The following is a 19,610-nucleotide window of genomic DNA, read 5'->3' on the forward strand; positions in this document are numbered from 1 at the left end:
TTTTAAAGGGTAAATTAGTTAACCCAGTTATTGATTGTTTTTTCGTATGATACCAATTCTTCTTCTTTGAAGAACAAGCCAATTTCACGTTCTGCGCTTTCAGCAGAATCTGATCCGTGGATCATGTTTTTCCCAACAGTTACTGCGAAGTCTCCGCGGATTGTTCCTGGAGCTGCATCTTTAGGGTTTGTAGCGCCCATCATTTGACGTGCAGTCAAAATAACGTTTTCGCCTTCCCAAACCATTGCGAATACAGGACTTGAAGTGATGAATTCTACTAATTCACCAAAGAAAGGACGTTCTTTATGCTCGCCGTAATGCTCTTCAGCCAATTCAGTAGGAATTTGCATTAATTTAGCACCTGCTAAATGATATCCTTTTTTCTCGAAACGTGCGACGATTTCTCCGATTACGTTGCGTTGAACGCCATCTGGTTTAACCATTAAAAATGTTTTTTCCAATGTAAACACTCCTCTATTAAAAGCTCGGGCTTTTTGCCCACCTTAAAAAATACTATCATTGTCGAGTCATTTGTCAACTAGCAACTTAAAATTTCCGCTTTCCAATAAAGAATGCAATTTTGCGCATCGTTTTTACGCCTTGTCCCTTTGGCAAGAACGAAAGTTCACGCAAAGCCTTTTGCAAGTATCGTTCACTCATTGCTTTCGCTTCTTCGATTCCTGAACTATTGCGGATCGCTTCAACTACTTTAAAACGTTCTTCGTCAGAAAGATTCTTATTCAAATTCGATTTTAACATCGCATAAAGTTCCGGATCTTTTCGGGCACATAAAATTGGCAAAGTTATATTCCCTTGAATAAAATCGCTGCCTGCGGGTTTCCCCAATTCTTCGTCTGTTGAAGTAAAATCCAGAATATCGTCAATAATTTGAAATGACATTCCGATAAAATAACCAAAACGTCGCAAATGTGCTGCGGTCTTTTCATCGGTTCCGGAAACAAGAGCTCCTAGTTCGCAACTAGAAGAAATCAACAATGCTGTTTTTCGTTTAATGCGTCGGAAATAATCGCGCAAATTTTGATCTAGTCTGTATTTGTCTTGGATTTGAATAATTTCGCCTCGACAAACTTCAATTAAGGTTTTAGATAAAATTTCGTGCACACGCGGAGATTCAATTTTAGTAATGTGTTCCAATGCTCGCGCTAAAATAAAGTCACCTGTGTACATCGCTACACTATTGTTCCACTGTGATTTAACGGTTGGTTGGCCTCTACGGATTTCCGAATCGTCTATAACGTCATCGTGGACGAGCGATGCCATATGAATCAGCTCGAGTGGTACAGCGACTTTTTTCAACACATTGATATCATAATTCCCAAATTTTCCTGCAAGCAAAACAAAAACAGGTCGGATTCGTTTCCCTCCGGCCTGCAATAAATGAAGAGACGCATCATTTAAAAGGAGAGATTCGGAATCCACTGCCTGTTCCAATTCTTTCTCGATCATTTCTAGTTCCGGTTTAAGATCGGAATAGAGCAATTTCAACTTCATCTTTTCCACTTAAAATCCTTCTCCCGCTAGTTTACTTTTTTTATTCCTAAATGGAGGGCGGCGGCGCCTCCTGTATAAGGCTTGTATTTCACTTTTTCAAACCCGACTTCTGCAAACAATTTCGCTAATTGTTTCATGCCCGGAAACGTTTTTGCTGATTCCTGTAACCATGAATATTCGTTGTAGCTTTTAGCGAAGAGCTTACCGAAAACCGGCATAATAAAACGGAAATACATTCTAAAGAATGGTTTGAAAACCACATTTTCAGGTTGAGATGTTTCTAGGCAAGCAATCATTCCACCTGGTTTTAACACACGGTGCATTTCAGCAAGCACTTGACGGTAATCTGGCACATTGCGTAACCCAAAACCAATTGTCGCAAAATCAAAAGAATTGTCAGGGTATGGCAATGACATCGCATTACCTTGGATCAATTCGATTTGTGGCATATCTTTTGTTTTGTCGTGTCCAACATTTAGCATATTTTGACTAAAGTCTAGTCCGATTACTTGTCCAGTATCACCTACTGCTTTTCCTAATGCAATGGTCCAATCAGCTGTTCCACAGCAAACATCGATAGCTGCAGCACCTTTAGGTACCTGCATTTTAGACATCGTATCTTCACGCCATTTATTATGTTGCTGGAAACTGATCACCGAATTCATTTGATCGTAGTTCTCAGATATTTTTTCGAATACTTCGTGGACTCTCTGTTCTTTCGTTTTAGGCATATCAGTCATCCTTCTCGGGTCAGCTGCTCAGCTCTATGCTGGTGCGGGGTTATTTGATGGAGCAGAAATTGTGCCAATTCATAATCTAGTGCACAATCAGCGATCGACGCCAAAATCTGTTCATGCAGGCTATCCAACTTTTCCGTTAGCCAATATTTCGTATAATTTTCATGGACTAGATTTGTGTTTAGCTCACGTAGAAAATGCGAATAATTTTTAGATTGTAGTCGTTTTAGTTCCTCAGCATAACGTATATATAGCAAGGCTTGTTTTGCAAGTGGTGCATATTCGGTATAGCCATAGAATGTATAAAAAGACATTAAAAGTTCAGTTTCAATAACGGTAATAGCTTCTTCAATTTCTTCTACCGTTCGGAATTCCTCTTCAAAAAAGGAGGTTTTGCTTTCACTCACTTTAATAATAGCTGATGCCAATCGCTGGACCATCACAATATTTTTCGCGTTCACTAACATTTGATAATATATTCCACTATATAAGTCTCCAGCTAATACGGTTAGCTGTTGTTCTTTAATAATGGGAGCATCCTCTTTTATTTGATCATGGGCATGCAATGCGGCATAAACAATGGAAACCGTTTTTGCAGAGGCTTCAATATCCGGCGACCAAGTTTTCCCGCTGAAAAAAGGCAATAGTAAAAAAAACAAACGGGACTCTTTGACAGAGGGACCTTCTGTAAATTGATCGAGCGTCCGCTGTCGCACAGCATTCAAGACCTCGATTTCCATTGAGATGATTTTCGATTGTATTTGATGTCCCTTCATACTGCTTGCTCCATTCATGATTTAGCCATACTACATTAGTATATCACAGGCATAGCCTTGCCTTCATCAATATCGTTTATTTTTTAGCTTCGCTTTCAACGATACCATGGGCAGAATGAATCTCCGCTTTGCCACGGATTTTCATAGCTGAAGTGTGTTCAGTAAATTGGGCAATCATCACTTCGCCTTTATCCAATTTTTCAGTATGGTGAAATTTTGTATCGTTCCCTCGAGTCAACCCAATAACGTTTACGCCATCTTCTTGAGCACGAATAATAATATATTCTGTCTGAGCCATTTTCGCACCTACTTTATAGTTTTAATTCATATTGATGTAAGTAATTACTTCTGAACGCTTAACTGCATCGGTTTCAAGAATCCCTCGTGAAACAGCTGTCACTGTTTTCGCTCCTGGTTTCTTAATCCCTCTCATCGTCATACACATATGTTCTGCTTCAACCATGACATAAACGCCATGTGGATTTAAGGTTTCCATTAAAGACTCAGCAATCGACGATGTAATACGCTCTTGAAGCTGCGGACGTTTTGAAACCGTTTCTACCGCACGAGCTAATTTACTTAATCCTGTTACGACTCCATCGCGAGGAATATAAGCAATGTGCGCTTTACCGAAAAACGGCACAAGGTGATGTTCACACATCGAATAGAACGGGATATCTTTGACAAGTACTAATTCTTCATGACCTTCATGAAAAACAGTTTTAAAATATTCTTTTGGATCTTCTTTTAATCCAGAAAATACTTCCGCATACATCTTAGCTACCCTTTTCGGTGTATCTTGTAACCCTTCCCGACTTGTGTCTTCTCCAACTGCTTCTAAAATCATCGAGACCGCTTGCTCGATTTTATCAAGATCTACTTTTTGCGTTTTCACATCTATCACTCTGCTTCCCCCTGTTGAAGACGAATCGGTTATTTGTTTGGCAGCAAGATGGCTGCTCATATGTTTTTTAGCTCGATTTACTTTTACGTACATTTGTATCAATCTAAAAATTCAAGAGCCTGAGACGGCTCCCACCGCTTTTCTCTGTCTAGCTTCAGCGGTCTACTCCTCGGGTCATAAGTCGTTTTGGCTTGACGGCTGAAAAACGCCGTTTCGCCAATCCATCTTATGCCTGTCGGAGCAAAACTACTGCTTCCGCTTTCTCACTGTCTAGCAACGGGAGCCAGCCCCTCGGGGTCATAAGACAGGCTGACTGTGCGGCTGAAAAAACGCCGCTTCGTCATCCTGCCTTATGCCTGTCAGGGCTGAGACGGCTCCCTCCGCTTTTCTCACATGAATCGTAGCATACGCGCGGGTGTTTCGCAAAATTGTTGGCTCAAAAAAAGGATGACTTTTGCAAGATTGTGTCTCGCAAAAGTCATCCTATGTACAGAGGCTAAAGCTTACTTCACTGCGTCTTTAAGCGCTTTACCTGGCTTAAATGCAGGAACTTTGCTTGCAGCGATCTCGATTTCAGCTCCAGTTTGCGGGTTACGTCCTTTGCGGGCCGCGCGTTCGCGTACTTCAAAGTTACCGAATCCGATCAACTGTACTTTTTCACCCTTAGTTAAAGCGTCTTGAATCGTCTCAAATGCAGCGTCAACTGCTTTGGCAGCGTCTTTACGAGAAAGTTCAGCTGCTTCAGCAACAGAGTTCACTAATTCTGTTTTGTTCATGCTATTCACCTCCTCTCAAAGGGGATGCAACCATCAATCCTGTAAAAAGAGTATCACATCGAAAATCGCATAGCAACAACAAACAGCCCACTTTTCCAATAAACATAGCAAATACTAACAAAATTTTCTAAAAAGCAGCTATTTCTATCAAAAACGCGTTAAATCAAGGTTTTTACTCTGTTAAAAATATCGGTTCATTTTCTTCGTTTATGGTGTACGGAAGTGAATAAGCCGGGAGTACTGGATAGTCTTCATACAAAATAAATCGAATATCCTGACCAGGTTCTAGCTCTCCCTCATACTCTTGAAGCTCTGTAAAAAGGTCCATGGCATAATCAATATAGACCTCTCCACTTCCCGTAATGACCATTGGTAAGTTTCTACCACTATAAGGGCTAACTACAGTTGGTTCTTCTGAGAATCCCATTGCTTTATGATTGAATTTATAGACATTATCTGCCAATATTTCAGCGATTGGAGCTTTTCCTCCATTTGCGCTTTTTCGTACGTTTACTGATCGAATCGCATCTGCAGCTTTTAAATCAACCAGTTTCACCGTTGGATTCTCTTCAACATCAACTAATACATATTGAAAAATCCCACCCATTTCAAATGCATTGGTCGGTATTTCTGCTGTATATGCAGGAACAATTTTCGAAAAATCGATAGGATATTTAATATATTGATCTATATCCATATCCCGAGTTTTAATCGGCAACAAACCACCTGTCGCATTTCTATACTGATTTACAGCATTTTGCACAGTGATTAATTGGTCTTCATATGGAACTTGATTTTCAGCTCTCTCGCTTTGCGGATAACCACAAGCCGTCAGAACTCCAATCGTTAACAACAACAAAAACAACATTACTATTTTTTTCATTTTTTTCACCTCAAGCACCACCAGTCGGTCCGCTGAATACCGTGAATATCATGATGAAAAATCCAAGAATCAGCAAAATATATGCAACTAGCGCAAAAATAAATTTAAGAATGCCATTTTGCAATTTGTATCTACTTAAATAGATTAGACCCATTGAAAGTAGTAAAAAAAGAATTCCGGCAAATGATACCCACATTTTGTCTAAAGCACTCATAATTGCCCGCCTTTCGTAGTGTTTCAGTCCATAGTATAGCATAAAAAAAGAAGAGTCTGCCTTAAGCATCCTCTTCTTTTGTGACAATTATAGCAAGTCGACTAAATCTTCCATTTCGTTCTTTTTCGTGCGTCCCATCAATTTTCCAACTGCATCATCTGTCGACACATTATCAAAAAGCACCGAATAAAGAGCAGCTGTAATTGGCATAGGCACATCATACGCTTCTGAAAGCTGATAAGCAGCTTTCGTCGTCCGGATTCCTTCGACAACCATGCCCATTTCTTCAAGCACTTCGTCTAATGATTTTCCTTTGCCTAACATATTCCCTGCTCGCCAATTGCGTGAATGCACACTTGTGCACGTCACAATCAAATCACCTACACCAGTTAAGCCCGAGAATGTTAGAGGAGTCGCTCCCATTTTGACACCGAGACGGGCGATTTCCGCTAGCCCACGTGTCATAATAGCTGCCTTTGCATTGTCACCAAACTCTAGTCCGTCTGTAATTCCGACAGCTAATGCGATGATATTTTTTAAGGCTCCACCAATCTCAACACCTATTACATCAGTATTTGTGTAAACACGGAAATAATTATTCATAAACAGATCCTGAATTCGCACAGCTGCCTCTGTATTCTCACAAGCAGCTGTAACCGTTGTCGGATGCTCTTGAACTACTTCTTCCGCGTGGCTTGGTCCAGATAATACGACTACTTCCTCAATCCATTGTTCCGGAATTTCTTCACGAATCATTTCACTAATACGTTTTAACGAATCTGGTTCAATCCCTTTAGAAACATGCACAAACAAAATTTTACGGTTGAGATTTTTTTTAATATCTTGACAAACTTCGCGAATAGCTTTTGTCGGAACAGCCAATACAAAAATATCACCGTGTTCAACCGCCTGCGGCAAATCACTTGTTGCCTTCAAACTTTCCGGAAGTTGTGTATTTTTTAAATAGCGTTTATTTGTATGCTGGTTGATTTCATCAGCTTGCTCTTGACGATGTGTCCAAAGCAATAAATCATGACCGTTTTGAGCCAATACATAGCTCAGCGCAGTACCCCAGCTTCCTGCTCCAAATACAGAAACTTTTTCCATAAGCTAAAACCACCTTTACCTTAAGTACGAGCTCTCGTTATTAGACGAAGAGGAGTTCCTTCAAAATCGAAGCTTTCGCGAATTCGGTTTTGTAAGAAACGTTCATAACTAAAGTGCATCATTTCGGGATCGTTCACGAAGACAACAAATGTTGGTGGTTTGATAGCCACTTGTGTTGCATAATAAAGACGCAAACGACGACCTTTATCCGATGGTGCTGGGTTCATAGCAACTGCATCTTCAATAACTTCGTTTAAGATACTCGATTGAATACGTCTTGAATGGTTATCGTTCACTTTGTTAACAATTTCTAAAATATTATGCACGCGCTTGCCGCTGATTGCCGAAACAAACATAATTGGTGCATAATCTAAAAACAAGAAATGTTCGCGAATTTTACGTGTCATGACATTCATGGTTTTTTCGTCTTTTTCAACGGCATCCCACTTATTGACAATAATAATGACAGCTTTACCCGCTTCATGTGCATATCCTGCAATTTTTTTATCTTGTTCTTGAATGCCTTCTTCTGCGTTCAAGACCACTAAAACAACGTCTGAGCGTTCAATAGCGCGCAAAGCTCGTAATACACTGTATTTTTCAGTTGTTTCATAAACTTTCCCTTTTTTACGCATACCCGCAGTATCGATAATAACGTACGGTTGCTCATTGTACTCATATTGCGTATCAATAGCATCGCGCGTTGTTCCTGCCACTTCACTGACAATAACACGCTCTTCACCTAAAAATGAATTTACAAGAGAAGATTTACCAACATTTGGACGGCCGATTAATGAGAATTTAATGACATTGTCAGGATATTCTTCATCGTCGTCTTTCGGGAAGTTTTTAGCAACTTCATCCAACAAATCCCCTAATCCTAAACCGTGAGACCCAGAAAGTGGGAAAGGTTCACCCATTCCTAATGTATAAAAATCATAGATCATGTGACGCATATCAGGATTATCAATTTTATTGACAGCTAAAATAACTGGTTTTTTCGTCTTATATAAAATTCTTGCCACTTGTTCGTCTTGCGTAGTGACGCCATCGCGTCCATTTACAAGAAAAATAATAACATCTGCTTCGTCCATAGCAATTTCTGCTTGTTGACGGATTTGTTCAAGAAACGGTTCGTCACGAAGATCGATCCCGCCTGTATCTATAATATTGAATTCGTGTGTCAGCCAATCTGCCGAACTGTAAATACGGTCACGCGTCACTCCTGGAATATCTTCCACAATTGAAACCCGTTCTCCTACCACGCGATTGAAAATCGTGGACTTACCAACGTTCGGCCGGCCAACTATTGCTACTACCGGTTTTGACATAATAAATTCATCCTTCCACTTCTGATATGCCTATTATACACGAAAAAGGTGATGTCATCTGTTAAATGTCCATCCCCTTTAAATGTGAAATATTCAGTTTTTCGCATCACATGCATAAGAAGCTGGATTAAAGCCTCTGGCAGTTAAATATTGCGCCAATTCTCCAGTTATTATTGCAGGACATTTCTGTAGTTCCATTAAGTTTTTTGCGCCAAGCGCTGTCATCATCATAGCCAAATCTTCATACAAAGAGTGAATCTCCGTAATCAGCTGCTTTTCGCCTTCTTGCATCGCGATTTTTAAAAATGAGCCTGCTAGACCTACCGCATCTGCTCCTAGCAAAAACGCCTTTATCATGTCTCGAGCATCTTGTATTCCACCCGAAGCAAGAACAGTTTTATCAAAAACACTCTTTACTTCAACAATTGCAGGTGCCGTCGGAATACCCCAGTCTTCAAAATAAGACAACTTTTTTTGGCGACGCTTGTTTTCAATTGAAGCAAAATTTGTTCCACCAAAACCACTGACGTCTATTGCTGAAACGTCACAACAGCTTAATTTTTCTGCAGTTTCACGCGATATACCAAATCCAGTCTCTTTCACGATTACAGGGACATTCACTCCTTCCACAATGGCTTGAATACGCTCAAGCGCACCACGAAAGTCACGGTCTCCTTCTGGCATCGTTAACTCTTGTACGACATTTAAGTGAATTTGCAGTGCATTGGCTCCAATCATTTCGACTGCGTCCTTTGCCTGTTGTACAGTTGCTTCACTTCCAAGGTTACTGAAAAATATACCATCGGGATTTTCTTTCCGGACTACAGCGTATGATTGTCTCTCAGTAGCATTTTTAAGCGCAGCCATTTGAGATCCAACTGCCATAGCCATACCTGTCTCTCGTGCAACCCGAGCTAAAAGGCCATTTAACTTTTGAGTGTCTTGTCCGCCTCCACCAGTCATTGCATTAATAAAAACAGGTGATTCTAAATTCAAATCACCTGTTTTTGGTTTTATGCAAATATCGGATACCGCAGAATCGGGCAACGCTTGGTGAACAAAACGAATATCATCGAACATGTTCTTTTTGCTTTGTCCTGTAGATAAAGCAAACTGTATATGATCCATTTTGCGTTCAGCTCTCGACATCTTATTCCGACTTAAACCCTTTTAGTTTATCACCAATTACGTCACTGATTGAGAAACCAGATGACTCTTCGGGCATATCGTAATTCGAGAAATCTTGCTCGCCTTGTTTCTCCTGCAATTCTTTAATGCTTAAAGACAAGCGTTTATCAGCTTTATTGACTTCTAAAATTTTAACTTCTACTTTTTCGCCTTCTGTTAATACTTCATTTGGCGTTGCGATGTGTTTATGTGCAATCTGCGAAATATGAACCAATCCTTCTACTCCAGGTAAAACTTCCACAAATGCACCATAGCTAACTAAGCGCTTAACGGTCCCTGTATGAACAGATCCTTTTGGCGCTTTTTCGTCGATCGCATCCCATGGTCCAGGAAGTGTATCTTTAATCGATAACGAAATTCGTTCAGAATCGCGATCAACAGATAAAACTTTCACAGTTACTTCTTGACCTTCTGTTACCACGTCAGAAACTTTTTCAACGTGTTCATGTGATAGCTGAGAAATATGGACAAGTCCATCTACTCCTCCAATATCAACAAAAGCACCAAATGAAGCAATACGTTGCACTTTACCTTTTAACTCATCACCGGCATGAATTTTATCCATAACTTGTTCTTTTTGCGATTCTTTTTCCTTCTCAACAACTGCACGATGAGAAAGGATTAATCGATTATTTTCTTTTTCCATTTCGACGATTTTGAATGTCAGTTCTTTTCCTTTATAATCTTCAAAAGACTCGACAAAATAGTCTTCAACTAGCGAAGCTGGAACAAATCCGCGCACGCCTAAGTCGACAACTAAACCGCCTTTAACAACATCTTTTACTTCGGCTTCGATAATTTCGCCTGATTCAAATTTCGTTTCCAAATCATCCCATGCTTGTTCTGCATCCACTTTACGTTTAGATAAAACAAAATTTTCATCTTCTACTTTAGTAATGATTAACTCTAATTCATCTCCAACTTGAACTGAATCTGAGGCTTTTTCAATGTGTAAGCTAGATAACTCACTAATTGGTATGATGCCATCAAATGGCGCCCCTTCAATCGTTACCGTAACTGCTTTTTCTTCTATTTTTGCTACTACCCCTTTAACGCGATCTCCTGTTTGGAAGTCACGGTTTTCCATCTTATTCGTTTCCTCTGACATAAGTAGCCCTCCTTCACAAACTATCCATCTTCTATTTTATTCGAATTCTCTAATAAAAACAAAAATTATCACTTATTGACTGAATAGTCATCTAATATCTTTTGAATACTTGCCATAATGACTTCAGTCACTTCTTCTGCCGAGGCTTTTCGCTCACGAAAAGGTGCCATGAGGATTGGTTCACCATAAACAACTTGTACTTTCCGGAATGCTTTATAAGGTCCAATAATCGCACATGGCATTACATCCGCATTGCCTCTTAATGCAAAAAAGCCTGCTCCACTAAGACCTTTTTTTAATACACCATCCGTTGAACGTGTTCCTTCTGGAAACAGCCCAACCACATCACCGTTTTTCAATATTTTTAATGCAGTTCGAAGAGCTTCACGATCACTCATGCCACGCTTTACAGGAAAAGCATTTACTTTTGGCAAAATCGATCCGAGAATTGGTGCATTGAATAGTTCTTCTTTTGCCATAAAATGCACTGTTCGAGGAGCAGTCATTCCGACAACGGGTGGATCTAAAGCATTGATATGATTCGAACATAGAAGAATACCACCATCTTTTGGAAAATTCTCTTTGCCAATTACTTCAAACCGGTAAAGAGGACTTAATACTGTTTTTACAAGTCCTTTACCAAATGCGTATAAATTCACTTTAAATCAACCTCTCTTCAGCCAATTTCAATATTTCTTGTGCAGCTTGTTCAATAGTCAAAGACGTCGTGTCCAAATAGATAGCATCATCTGCCTGCCGCAATGGTGCCACTTCACGTTCACTGTCCATTTTATCTCGCTTGGCAATTTCGGCTTGAAGTTCTTCAAGCGATGTCAAAATATCTCTTTTTTGATTTTCCACAAATCGTCTTCTCGCTCGTTCTTCCACTGATGCAGACATAAAAACTTTTAATGCAGCATCCGGAAGGACGTGCGTTCCAATATCTCGTCCGTCCATGACAACTCCACGGCCTTCAGCCAATTGTTGCTGCAGTTCGACCATACGCATACGCACCAATTCATGCGCTGCCATTTCTGACACCGCTTTCGTTACATTTTGTGAACGAATTGCTTCAGTTACATTATTTTTATCGAGAAAGACTAATTGGCCACCTTCAGACGGTTGCAAGTCAATTTCAGTTTCCGCCAATAATTTTCCAGCTTCTTCATTGCTGGCCATATTAATGCCTTCTGCCAAAGCTTTCATAGTAATAGCACGGTACATAGCACCGGTATCGATGTAAACATAGCCCAATTTTTCTGCTACAATTTTTGCGATCGTGCTTTTTCCAGCTGCGGCCGGGCCATCGATTGCTATTTGTATCGGTTTCATCAAAATAGTCACCTCATCCTAAGTATTCATCATATTTTAACATAAAAAAAAAGTCTTCATGTGTAAGACTTTTTTAGTATTTACTTTAATCTTCTGACTGCCCCGACGAATTTTGATCGCTATAGTGCGACAACGAAAGTTGATGAGCTTGCTTTGCTTTTCGAAGGCCAAACCACCATAAGAAAAGCATGAACGGAATTGCTCCGTACACAATATTATCGTACATATACAAACTCGTATTATACGCAAGATGAAGAATTACTGTGCTAACAATCGCCCAACCAATCCATCGTCTCCGCGTGTCGCTTTTGCTAAATTTGGCTTTCCCAAAATAATAACCCATGACTACCCCGAATAACGCATGACTCGATACCGGCAAAAAAGCCCGTATAAATGCAGTTTGCAATCCGAATTCCAATAAGTATAATATATTCTCAATTGTTGCAAACCCGAGAGAAACGCTAGCGCCGTACAAAATCCCGTCATATGGATCTTCGAAATCAACGTGGCGATAAACAGCTATTAATAATACTAACCATTTGAAAAATTCTTCAATAATACTGGAAAATACAACATTTTGTATAAAGCTATTCGCAAAAACACCTTCAGCATCAAACACATATTGAACAAAGAGAATTGGAAATGTTAAAACTGCCCCATATACAAAGCTTTGAAACAGCAGCTTCGATGGTTCACCAGAAAATTGATCACGCAAATAAAAATAACTAAAAAGCGCTAGACCTGGGGCTATTGCTACCGTTAGTAAAATAATCATACGCGTACCCCTTTAATTGGATTACACTGTTTACTCATACACATGTATGTATTTTTCAATTCGCACTTAACACTTATTCCAATTTTATCTTTCAAAAGCATTTGCTTGAATTACGTTTTGAGCGGATAACAATACAGCAAGCTTTATACGTGCTTTTTTGCTGTCGTAATCACTACCAAGAATCACGCCACGAGTCAATAAATCATGAGCACTGCCTGGATAACTATATGCCGGATACGCATTTCCTTCTTCAGCACTAGTTGTTAACACCACTGGAATGCCCTGCTTTATCGCATGATCAATTGCGTCTACCATATGTGGAGATACTTGCCCTCTACCCGCAGCTTCTAAAACAATTCCTTTTGAAGGTCCTGTTACTAATTGATCAATTAAAAACCCATCTTGTCCCGAATGACATTTAATAATATCAACACGCGGCAATTGGTCTTTCACTATATGTACTTCATGCATCACCGGTTTCTGATAAATACGCACCGTATCGTTATCAATAATACCAAGATAACCATGCCCAAACGAATCAAAACCTTGCAAATTACTTGAATGAACTTTTTTAACGTATTTAGCGCTATATATACGTTCATTGAATACGACAACAGCTCCAATTCCTCGCAGATTTGGGTCTACCGCTACATATATGGAGTTCTGTAGGTTCGAGTAAACATCTGTACCAACTTCTTCTGGAGATCGCTGAGACCCTGTAATAACCACTGAACGATCATCATCAATTGTTAAATCCAAAAAGTACGCTGTTTCTTCTAACGTATCTGTTCCGTGCGTGACAACGACTCCTTCAACTTCTGGGTCTTGTAATTCTGTAAGAATAGCTTGTCTAATTTCCATCATTTGTTCAAAACCAATATGCATACTCGGCAACTGGAAGACATCGACTACTTTTACTTCGATTTCTTCTGGAAGCTGACAAAGCTCAGCTAATTCTTCTCCTGAAATCGCTCCCGACTTTAACAGCCCATTTGAAATTTCTCGACTGGCAATTGTTCCACCTGTCGTGATTAGTGATACTTTTTTCTTCATAACCAAACTCCCCTTCTAGATTAAAAGATAGTACATTTATGTAAGACCATAAAAAGAAGGCACAATTATGCTGTGCCTTCTTTTTTTGCAATAGCTTCCGCAATTTGCTGTCCATGAAAGCGCCCATTTTCAATAAAAATTTCGTTAGCATTATTTCCTGCTGCTATAACACCAGCAATGTATAAATTATCTACATTGGTTTCCATTGTTTGCTCATCAAAAGTTGGTCTACCCGATGCCTGATCAATAGTAATACCCATAGACGTTAAAAACTTATAATCTGGGTGATAACCAATCATCGCAAAAACAAACTGATTGGGAATCGTTTCTTTTTGATCATTGACTGTTAACTCAACATTGTCATCTGTAATTCGATCGACCATTGAATCGAATAACATTGTAATTTCGCCGTTTCTCACTAAACCATCAAATTCCGGTAAAATCCATGGTTTAATGCTTTTAGAATAGCTCGTACCATGATAAGACACTGTCACTCTGCTTCCAGCTTTGTGTAAGGCTAGTGCAGCATCTACAGCCGAATTTTTGCCACCGATCACTAAGACATCCTGATCAAAATAAGGGTGTCCTTCCTTAAAATAATGCATCACTTTCGGTAAATTTGCACCTTCTACTTCAAGTTTATTCGGTTGATCATAATACCCTGTCGCAGCGATAACATATTTTGCTTGATATTGCCCTTTTGACGTTGTGATTTTAAAAAGGTCGTCCTTTTCAACCTGTTCAACCGTTTCGAAAGGTCGCACTTGAATGCCACTTCTTTTAACAACTTCTCGGTAATACACTAGAGCTTGGTTTCTTTTTGGCTTACGACCTTCAATAATAAAAGGCACGTCACCTATCGATAGTTTTTCACTTGTACTGAAAAAAATTTGATGTGTTGGGTAATTGAAAATAGCATTGACGATATTGCCTTTCTCAATTACGGTCGTTTGCAATCCCTTTTTCTCCAATTCAATCGCAGCCGACAAACCGCAAGGACCGCCTCCGATAATAAGAGCATCTACATATTCCATTTAAAACATCTCCTGTATTTAATCCTTTTATAAGCATAAAGGACTTCCACTTTATTTGCCAAATTTTATTCTCCTATTTCTGTTTCTGGAACAATGGTTAGCAAATGATATTCTGCCGGTGCGCCAAGCCGTAAATGTAATGTTGTGGTACCAAATCCATTCGTAATCAGTTCAACTCGACCGTTTTTATATTTTATCGAACCTTTTTTGAACATTCCAAACGGACCAAAACGAATTTGACCACCATGTGTGTGGCCAGCAAGCAGCAAATCGGCTGCATACGGTCCTTTGATCTTCCAAAAATCAAATGGCGTATGAGTTACAAACACTACCGTATCTTGTTCGTTCACTTCGCTGAATGCATTTTTCAATCCATCAGGTTTATAGGCGAAATGGTCAATCCCTACCAACTTCAGTTGAGGATTTCCAAATAACGAAACGGATTTATCATCTAACACAATCACGCCATATTGGTTAAAAATCTTTCGGAGTGCGTCCTCATTTACTTCTCGGTCATTATTTCCCCAGACAAAGTAAACAGGTGCATGAGATCGTAAGTTTTCAATATTTTCGGCTACTCGTTCCAGTGGCACGCCTTTTTCAACTAGATCTCCACCAATGACGATGATATCTACAGGAAAATTGATTAAGTCTGCTTTTATGTTTCTCCGGTGAATGTCAGCAATAAAAAGCAGATTGAATGGCTTAAATGCTTTTGCCGAAGGCAGTTTGATCGTTTTTTTGATAAGGTTTTCTGAAAAGGCATTACGTGTCATATACAAGAGCATTGTTATTGCTATAAATCCAATTCGCATTAAATAGTTCATGTGGCGTTTCCTTTCATAAAAGAAGAAAAAACATAAGCCAGGCTTATGTTTTTTTCATTCTACTATTCGTCTTCCGCAATATCCAATACTCGGAAGCCTGATTTCTCAAGTTCTTTTACAAAGCGATCAATATTGTCTTTCTTTTCAACTTTTAATACGATACGTCGAACCATTTTGTTCGTTTCATCAAAAGTAACTAAGGAGATTACAGATTCTTTGTATTTCTCAATAATTTCTCCTAGGCGGCCAATGCGACCTTCTGATTCAACTGAAGTAAAAGTAATTCGGTATCCTGGTTTGTCGATCCCAAATGCACTTTGCAATTGGTTAACGATATCAAAGCGAGTAACGATCCCTAAAAATTGTCCTTTCTCCACTACTGCGATAATCGGAAAATCATTTAGTTCAACTAATGCCTTTTCATAAACATCATTTATCGTTAAGTAGACATCTTGATTGACAATTACGTCACTGACTTTAGTTGTGCGGATAAACTCTTCTTTTGTTTTCCCTGAATAGAAAAATGCACGATATGCATGATACCAAGTAAAGATTCCTTTGTATTCCGTTCCATCTACTACTGGCAAAGCATCAATTGTGTGTTTTTCTAGCAAGTCAAAACCTACTTGTACTGAATCCTCTAATTTCACCGTATAACATTTTTCTCTTTTCACCATTACGCTTTTAACAAACATTCATTCGCCCCACTTTCTATTTTCCACTCTGGTCGTATCTATTTCTTCCCCCTGAAATTTATGGCAATGTTAAGCTTTGCCCTGGGCTTATGCTATTTGAACCTAAACCATTTGCTTGTTTGATTTTTTCTACAGCCGCAGCTGCTCCTGCTGCCCCGTAATTATTAACAGCGATTCGGTAAAGCGTTTCACCTGGTTTCACCACATAAGTTTTGCCAGAAGCACTTGGCACTTCTTCTTTTTTCTCTGCTTCTTCTTTAGCTTTCGCGTCGGCATCTGCTTTGGCTTTGGCGTCCGCTTCTTTTTTAGCTTGAGCATCAGCTGCAGCTTTTGCATCGGTTTCTGCTTTTGTTTCTGCTTTTGCTTTTGCATCCTCTTCTGCTTGTGCATCAGATTTCTCTTTGTCTACTTGGGCTTGAGCGTCTAGTTTTTCTTTTTCAGCTTTAGCTTCTGCATCGGCTTTTGCTTTTTCAGCTGCAGCCTTTTCTTTTTCTTCTTTTTCAGCTGCAGCGACAGCAGCACTAGAAGGTTGGGAATTCATTTCAAAACTCACTTCATTTTCTGTAGGTTTGGCTGTCAAAGAATCGTCGGGTTCAAAAAAGAAAGCTACATAAATCAACAAAGAAACTGGAATTAATATAAAGATAAAAAATAACGCAGGCATCAAAAGACTTTTGCTTTTTTTAGCTTTAGGCTTTTGGGCTTGTCTCTGAGCTGCTCTAGACAATGCTGATTGATCGTCTATTGATATTTCTTGCCGATTCTTTTCAATCGACTCATGATAACTATTATTCCCCATACATGACTACCCCTATCTGTACTAATATATCTATTATGACGAAAAAAGGCTCATTTGTAAATGACAGTTAATGAAATCCTTATATAGGTAATATTACACTTAAACGAGCTTGCCAATCAAGCGGTTTTGGCTTTTTTTCATAACAAGAAAATACCTCAAAAACACTATAATCAATTCCGTCATTCACACAACAATTGTCAGGTTTGTTTATAACTTGCTGATCAAAACAGCTAATAATATAACCTCGTAAACAACTGTCTCTTGAAATCAGTTCGCGAACTTTCGATGCTTGCTGCCTCTTGCCTTTTCTAAGTAGTTCAATTTGACTCTTAACACCTGCTAAAGGTAATTTAGTCATCCAGTAAGTGATGACACGAAACGCAGTCTCTCGGACAATTCCTTGATCGATTAAATACGTTGCTGATGGTCCACCATTAAATACTGCCTCTATTTCATGTAGTGTCGGCAAATCATCCATTACTAAACTTTCAAGTAAAGCCTCATCTCCTTGGGCATAGAGCAGCGTGGCTAAAGCCGGTAGACCATCTCTTCCCGCTCTTCCTACTTCCTGGACATACCCTTCGATAGAAGTTGGTACTTGAAAATGAATGACTTGTCGAATATTTGGGATATGTACCCCCATACCAAAAGCATTTGTGGAGCAAATCCACTCTACTTCCCCATTTTGAAATTGCTGCTGAACGAAAACCCGATCTTGATGGTCCATGCCCCCATGATAATATGCAGATGAAATTCCTTGTTCCGTTAAAAGCATAGACAGTTCTTGGGACTTTTTTCTGGTTCCCGCATAAATAATTCCAGGACCATTAAACTTTTGAATAAAAGCTTTTAAAAACTCAAGCTTGTCATGGCTATCTTCAAATTTCTTTATATCGTAGACAATGTTTTTTCTATCCATCGGATGACAATAGACGTATGGTTTGATAAGCGCCAAATATTCTTTTATTTCTTCAGTAACTTTGTCAGTAGCAGTTGCGGTTAATGCCAAAACTTGCGGGAATTTTAAAATCGGCAATACTTCAGAGATTCGTAAATAATCTGGCCTAAAATCAAACCCCCATTGAGAAATGCAATGGGCTTCATCGGCGACTAATAATGAAACGCGTATTTCTTGTAACTTTTTTTTGATGAACGGCTGAACTAGCATTTCCGGTGATATAAAAATAAATTTATACGAGCCGAGATTGGTCATAATTCTATCTTTATCTTCCGGTTTTAAAAAAGAGTTAATAGCAACAACTGATTTTTCGCCCATTTTCTTTAGTTGCGCTACTTGATCCTGCATTAAAGACAATAACGGTGAAACAATCAAGACACTGTCCGGCAAAATTTTCGCTGGCAATTGATAACAAATGGATTTTCCCATGCCAGTTGGCAATAACGCAATCACGTCTTCCCCAGCTATTACCTGTTCGATAATTTCTTTTTGCCCTGGACGAAAAGAAGAAAACCCATAAGTCGAATATAGTAACTCCTCCAGATTCATTGATTTTCCTCCTTTATCGATAACGCAAGGCGTATTTGAAAATAGCTCGCATTGGGTAAATGCACTTTGATGTCACGCAACCTTTTCGATTGCTGACGTCGACTTTCGGTAATGATTGCTTTATACAATTCTAGGCTCATAAATGGCTTAAAATTAAAATACGGATCATTCATGGCAAGTTCAACAACATGATCTTCAATCGTACTGGTTTTCAACTGACGTAAGGAAGCAATTTGTTCTAACGTAAAGCCTCTTTCAAATAATTTTTCTGTACGTTGTGCAGTTGCTGTTAATGAGGACTGCTGTATAACACCTTCCATTAAACCTAGGAGCAGCGGAGGGTTAGACTTTTCTATTTCTGCCATCCAGCCGTGCAGAGCTTCTACAGTCATCAATTGTACATCTAAAACGGACAATTTCTTAGAAGTGGCAATTTGTTGCCATGTTAACCCACTTAAAGCAAGACCCGTTAGTCGTTCCGTGAGAATCATTTTATGTGTTTCAGAAATAGCCGAATCGGTTAAAGTAGTGAAGAGTTCTTTTTTAAACGCCTGAACTACTGCTATATCTCTAAATTGAATTTGTTGTAAATATTTTTTTACCCACATTTGTATTTCTTCATTATTAACAATCGGGTCAAAAGTTTTTACGGACTGACTCATATGGGATAAAGTTTGAACAATTAGTGACAATCGGTTAAAAAAGAGATTTTCATTACCACGGTATTTCCAGCCATTTAAAGGTGTGTCGAAGTCACTTGTGTTTATCGCTTTTTCAGTGAGTTCGATTACTTGTTCATTGGCCAGTAAATAACCTTGTAAAAATAAGCTTTGAACCACTTGGTCATAGGCTTTCTTATCCAATTTAGGGAAAATGCCAAAATAAGGATAAAGGCCGAAATAGCCAATATCCTGTATTGTTTGTCCGGACTTCTTTCCTTTTATTAAATGATAAGGAGAAGAGATGGTACGTTGCCGATTTAAAGGCTTCATAATGGCCAATATCAAATCACTAAATAACAAGCTTGGACCCCCTAGCGGTTTTAGGTTGAA

23 protein-coding genes are annotated in these 19,610 nt (G+C 39.1%); all 23 read right to left on the minus strand.

Features of this window, described 5'->3' with window-relative positions; all coding sequences use genetic code 11:
* Nucleotides 1-14: 14 nt before the first annotated feature.
* Nucleotides 15-461, minus strand: coding sequence for a nucleoside-diphosphate kinase (gene ndk / locus BBI08_RS10180; RefSeq protein ID WP_008497794.1), 447 nt, complete (start codon nt 459-461; stop codon nt 15-17).
* An 85-nt stretch (nt 462-546) separates the two neighbouring features.
* Nucleotides 547-1,521 carry a heptaprenyl diphosphate synthase component II gene (gene hepT, locus BBI08_RS10185; protein ID WP_008497795.1) on the minus strand — a complete coding sequence of 325 codons (975 nt, stop codon included), beginning with the start codon at nt 1,519-1,521 and terminating at the stop codon, nt 547-549.
* 17 nt (nt 1,522-1,538) lie between these two features.
* Nucleotides 1,539-2,243: a demethylmenaquinone methyltransferase gene (locus BBI08_RS10190; RefSeq protein ID WP_008497797.1), complete on the minus strand. Its 705-nt coding sequence runs from the start codon at nt 2,241-2,243 to the stop codon at nt 1,539-1,541.
* 5 nt (nt 2,244-2,248) lie between these two features.
* Entirely contained in the window at nt 2,249-3,025 is a 777-nt protein-coding gene (locus tag BBI08_RS10195) for a heptaprenyl diphosphate synthase component 1 (RefSeq protein ID WP_008497798.1), read from the minus strand.
* 76 nt (nt 3,026-3,101) lie between these two features.
* A complete protein-coding gene (mtrB, locus tag BBI08_RS10200; RefSeq protein WP_006829861.1) occupies nt 3,102-3,323 on the minus strand; it encodes a trp RNA-binding attenuation protein MtrB in 222 nt (73 codons plus the stop codon).
* Nucleotides 3,324-3,344: 21 nt separating this feature from the next.
* Nucleotides 3,345-3,929, minus strand: coding sequence for a GTP cyclohydrolase I FolE (folE, locus tag BBI08_RS10205; protein WP_008497799.1), 585 nt, complete (start codon nt 3,927-3,929; stop codon nt 3,345-3,347).
* A gap of 503 nt (nt 3,930-4,432) precedes the next feature.
* Nucleotides 4,433-4,705, minus strand: a complete 273-nt coding sequence (locus BBI08_RS10210) for an HU family DNA-binding protein (RefSeq protein ID WP_006829858.1) — start codon at nt 4,703-4,705, stop codon at nt 4,433-4,435.
* A 172-nt stretch (nt 4,706-4,877) separates the two neighbouring features.
* On the minus strand, nt 4,878-5,588 hold the full coding sequence (locus BBI08_RS10215) for a hypothetical protein (protein ID WP_065528552.1): 711 nt from the start codon (nt 5,586-5,588) through the stop codon (nt 4,878-4,880).
* Between the two features lie 10 nt (nt 5,589-5,598).
* Complete coding sequence (locus tag BBI08_RS10220; protein ID WP_008431005.1) at nt 5,599-5,802, minus strand: DUF2768 domain-containing protein; 204 nt, start codon at nt 5,800-5,802, stop codon at nt 5,599-5,601.
* 87 nt (nt 5,803-5,889) lie between these two features.
* Nucleotides 5,890-6,909 carry an NAD(P)H-dependent glycerol-3-phosphate dehydrogenase gene (locus BBI08_RS10225; protein ID WP_008497801.1) on the minus strand — a complete coding sequence of 340 codons (1,020 nt, stop codon included), beginning with the start codon at nt 6,907-6,909 and terminating at the stop codon, nt 5,890-5,892.
* Nucleotides 6,910-6,929: 20 nt separating this feature from the next.
* A complete protein-coding gene (gene der, locus BBI08_RS10230) occupies nt 6,930-8,240 on the minus strand; it encodes a ribosome biogenesis GTPase Der (protein WP_008497802.1) in 1,311 nt (436 codons plus the stop codon).
* 93 nt (nt 8,241-8,333) lie between these two features.
* A complete protein-coding gene (fni, locus tag BBI08_RS10235) occupies nt 8,334-9,389 on the minus strand; it encodes a type 2 isopentenyl-diphosphate Delta-isomerase (RefSeq protein ID WP_040850861.1) in 1,056 nt (351 codons plus the stop codon).
* Nucleotide 9,390: 1 nt separating this feature from the next.
* Entirely contained in the window at nt 9,391-10,536 is a 1,146-nt protein-coding gene (gene rpsA / locus BBI08_RS10240; RefSeq protein WP_008497804.1) for a 30S ribosomal protein S1, read from the minus strand.
* 68 nt (nt 10,537-10,604) lie between these two features.
* Entirely contained in the window at nt 10,605-11,195 is a 591-nt protein-coding gene (locus BBI08_RS10245; RefSeq protein WP_008431000.1) for a lysophospholipid acyltransferase family protein, read from the minus strand.
* A gap of 1 nt (nt 11,196) precedes the next feature.
* Entirely contained in the window at nt 11,197-11,871 is a 675-nt protein-coding gene (cmk, locus tag BBI08_RS10250) for a (d)CMP kinase (RefSeq protein ID WP_201764041.1), read from the minus strand.
* Between the two features lie 82 nt (nt 11,872-11,953).
* Entirely contained in the window at nt 11,954-12,643 is a 690-nt protein-coding gene (prsW, locus tag BBI08_RS10255; protein ID WP_008497806.1) for a glutamic-type intramembrane protease PrsW, read from the minus strand.
* A gap of 84 nt (nt 12,644-12,727) precedes the next feature.
* A complete protein-coding gene (locus BBI08_RS10260) occupies nt 12,728-13,696 on the minus strand; it encodes an asparaginase (protein ID WP_008497807.1) in 969 nt (322 codons plus the stop codon).
* Between the two features lie 65 nt (nt 13,697-13,761).
* Entirely contained in the window at nt 13,762-14,730 is a 969-nt protein-coding gene (locus BBI08_RS10265) for a YpdA family putative bacillithiol disulfide reductase (RefSeq protein WP_008497808.1), read from the minus strand.
* 65 nt (nt 14,731-14,795) lie between these two features.
* Nucleotides 14,796-15,557: a metallophosphoesterase gene (locus tag BBI08_RS10270; RefSeq protein ID WP_008497809.1), complete on the minus strand. Its 762-nt coding sequence runs from the start codon at nt 15,555-15,557 to the stop codon at nt 14,796-14,798.
* 62 nt (nt 15,558-15,619) lie between these two features.
* On the minus strand, nt 15,620-16,252 hold the full coding sequence (locus tag BBI08_RS10275; protein ID WP_008497810.1) for a CBS domain-containing protein: 633 nt from the start codon (nt 16,250-16,252) through the stop codon (nt 15,620-15,622).
* Nucleotides 16,253-16,310: 58 nt separating this feature from the next.
* Nucleotides 16,311-17,051: a LysM peptidoglycan-binding domain-containing protein gene (locus BBI08_RS10280; RefSeq protein ID WP_065528058.1), complete on the minus strand. Its 741-nt coding sequence runs from the start codon at nt 17,049-17,051 to the stop codon at nt 16,311-16,313.
* Nucleotides 17,052-17,130: 79 nt separating this feature from the next.
* A complete protein-coding gene (locus BBI08_RS10285) occupies nt 17,131-18,558 on the minus strand; it encodes a RecQ family ATP-dependent DNA helicase (RefSeq protein WP_065528059.1) in 1,428 nt (475 codons plus the stop codon).
* A complete protein-coding gene (locus BBI08_RS10290) occupies nt 18,555-19,580 on the minus strand; it encodes a YpbB family protein (protein ID WP_008497811.1) in 1,026 nt (341 codons plus the stop codon). Before BBI08_RS10290 ends, BBI08_RS10285 begins: the two co-directional genes overlap by 4 nt.
* Nucleotides 19,581-19,610: the final 30 nt, after the last annotated feature.

The sequence above is a fragment of the Planococcus halocryophilus genome (assembly GCF_001687585.2).
GTDB lineage: Bacteria > Bacillota > Bacilli > Bacillales_A > Planococcaceae > Planococcus > Planococcus halocryophilus.